General features: G+C 59.4%; 3 protein-coding genes. All 3 read left to right on the top strand.

What is annotated here, in order from left to right:
- The first annotated feature begins 502 nt into the window (after positions 1-502).
- On the top strand, positions 503-1,756 hold the full coding sequence (locus tag HNR46_RS20350; RefSeq protein WP_184022516.1) for an RHS repeat protein: 1,254 nt from the start codon (positions 503-505) through the stop codon (positions 1,754-1,756).
- A 76-nt stretch (positions 1,757-1,832) separates the two neighbouring features.
- Positions 1,833-2,303 (top strand): hypothetical protein, encoded by a 471-nt coding sequence (locus tag HNR46_RS20345; protein WP_184022514.1) that lies wholly within the window; start codon positions 1,833-1,835, stop codon positions 2,301-2,303.
- On the top strand, positions 2,284-2,861 hold a 578-nt coding region (locus HNR46_RS20340), incomplete at its 3' end, for a transposase (RefSeq protein WP_221285316.1). The genes HNR46_RS20345 and HNR46_RS20340, both read left to right, overlap by 20 nt.

Raw genomic sequence — 2,861 nt, 5'->3', positions numbered from 1 at the left:
GCGTTGCTTTTTGCTGACTTTCAAGGGCGGTAACGCTTTGGGCATGCTTCGCTAAAGCAGATCGTATGCCTGTTAATTCTCTGACGATGCACTAGATCGCCATTTCATCGCCGAAATCCATCGCCACTATCCGGCGGGAAATCGCCAGAATTTGCAGGAAATTTTGGGTTTCTGAAACGAGGTATCAGGAAATCGGGGCAGAACCGCTCTTTCGGGACGAAGAGGCCGTGGGTTCGAATCCCGCCACCCCGACCATCCGGTCCTTCGGGACCGGATTTTTCTTTTTCTGTGCTTTCATGGGCATCCTTGCGTTTCGGGGTTCTGGACATCACGCATAGTGGCGCGTCATTGACGGTCCGTTTGTTTGAAATCTGTTGGGAATCCGACCGATTTCTGTCGCGGATCGAGGGCATTTGAGCCCGTTTCCGTCGCGGCCATGGCGGGGGTGTCCATCGTTCCCGCTCTGCCAGATTGAGCCCGGGGATCAAGATCGGAGTCTCCCTTGCTCCATGGCGGATGGACCACACGTTGGCACCGGGACGTCCAAGGGCGAGTTGATTATAAGGAATATGTTGATGGCTCCCGAATTCGCTTTGCCTACGAACCCGGGAGCGGTCGGTTGTCTCAGCGGATTGATGAAAAGGGGCAAATCACCCGGTTTCGCTACAATATTGACGGCACCCTGCATGCGAAGCTCTTCCCCAACGCTGAGATCGCCACACCCACCGTCACCTTCGGTTACGATCCCTTCTTCAAGAGGGTAACCTCAATGACCGATGGTCTTGGTGACACGAGGACCAGCTACCACCCGATTGGGAGCCTTGGAGCCAATGAGGTTGCCACCATCGACGGTCCTTGGAGCAACGATGAGATCGCTTACGCTTACGATGCCCTGGGCAGAGTGACCAGTCGCACCATCAATGGAATTTCGCAGTCCCCGTCCTACGATGCCGCCAGCAGACTCACTTCGCTGACCAACTCCTTGGGCACCTTCACCTATACCTATGATGGTGCGACTTCACGGTTGTCCCAGGTTTCGCATGGCGGTGGGGTAAAAGCTCAGTTCAGTTACTACGGGAATAATCAGGACAATCGCCTGCAATCCATCACCAACCGGACCCCGTCCAACAGCATCGTTTCCAAATTTTCATACAATTACGATGCCATCGGGCGCATCACCCAGTGGACGCAGCAAGCGGGAGCCAGCAGCGCGACCGCCGATGTGTGGGCCCTTGGCTATGACGGAGCCGACCAGTTGACCTCCGCTTCCATCACGACAGGCGGCACGCCCACCAAGGGCTACAACTGGACCTACGATCCGGCAGCCAACCGCCTCACCGAAACCGAAAATGGGGCGACCCAGGACTTTCGATACAACGCACTCAACCAGCTGGACTCAACCAGCCTCAACCTCCCAGAAACCAGCTACGAATGGGACGCGGAAGACCGGCTCGTCGCCATCAACCAAGGAACGGGGCGTTCTGAATTTGAATATGATGGCCTCGGGCGGCGGGTTCGCATCCGTGAATTGTCGAACGGCAGCGAAGTCTCAAATCAAACCTATCTGTGGTGCGGACTGGAAATCTGTGAAGAGCGGGATAGTAGCGGAAGCTCTATTCAGCGCCGATTCCTTGCACAAGGTATGCAAGACCTCTCGGGAGGCTCTGCACAAACCTACCTCTACACCTTCGATCATCTGGGCAGCATTCGCGAACTCTTGAGTCCCACCGGCGGCCTGCAAGGAAGCGTCCCATGAATCGTTAGAATGAGGTGGTGGCTGGTTGGTGCCACGCGTCAGCGTGGCGTTGCTAAACGAAAACCAACCAACCACCGTGAATCACGAAAGACTGAAGGAGGCGTTCCTGCAAGGCGGAGAGCGCGAAGCTGCGGAATTGTTCCGCAAGATGATGAAAGGAGTGGTCCGTCTCGGCTTGCTCGAAGCGATGGCCGAGGAGGTCGACGCCTTGTGCGGACCGCGCTACCGGCCCGATCCGGAGGGTGCATGCCACCGTGCCGGGTCTGAGCGTGGCGTGGCTTTTCTCGACGGAGAGAAGGAGTCGATCCGGCGCCCTCGGGTGCGTCACGAGACCGATGGCGAGGTGCATCTGGCGACCTATGAGGCGGCGTCGAGCCCGCGGGGGATGTTCGATCAGGTCGTCGCGGCGGTGGCCCAGGGCATGCCGGTGCGCGGGGTGGAGCGTGCGATGGATGGAGCGGTGAGCAAGAACGAGGCGTCGCGGATGTGGATCGGGAAAAGCCGCGAGCAGCTCGCCCTGCTGCGGGATGCGGGAACGCCGGCTTGAGGACGCCGATTGGCTGGCCTTGATGATCGACGGAGTGTGGCTGACGCGCGAGCTGTGCGTGGGCATCGATGCGGAGGGGAATAAGCGGGTGCTGGATTTCGAGGTCGGCTCCTCGAAGAGCGCGGCGGTGGTCTCGTCGCTGCTCGACGGTTTGGAAAAGCGCGGTTTCTCTTCCGGATCGGGCCGTCGGCTGTTGGTGCTGCGGGACGGGAGCGCGGCGATCGTGAAGGCGGTTTCGCGGCGCTGGCCGGAATCGGTGCGCCAGGAATGCCTAGTCCACGCGCAATCGAACCTGCGCGAGAAAGTCGGGCAACGCGACCGGGCCGACATCGACCGGCTCTTCAAAACGCTACGGGAAACCCAAGGGCGGCAAGCGGGGGAAGAAGCGTTCGACGAGCTGTTGGAGTTCGTGAGCGAGCGCAACGCGGCCGCATCGGTGGCGCTCAAGCAACGGCGTGGTGCCCTGCTGGCCTTTCATCATCTCGAGGTGCCCGCGACGCTCAACACCACGTTTCTGAGCACGAACCTCATCGAGAACGTGATCCGCAACTGGCGTGC

This window comes from Haloferula luteola (genome assembly GCF_014201715.1).
Classification (GTDB): domain Bacteria; phylum Verrucomicrobiota; class Verrucomicrobiia; order Verrucomicrobiales; family Akkermansiaceae; genus Haloferula; species Haloferula luteola.
This window is presented reverse-complemented; position numbering and strand designations above follow the sequence as displayed.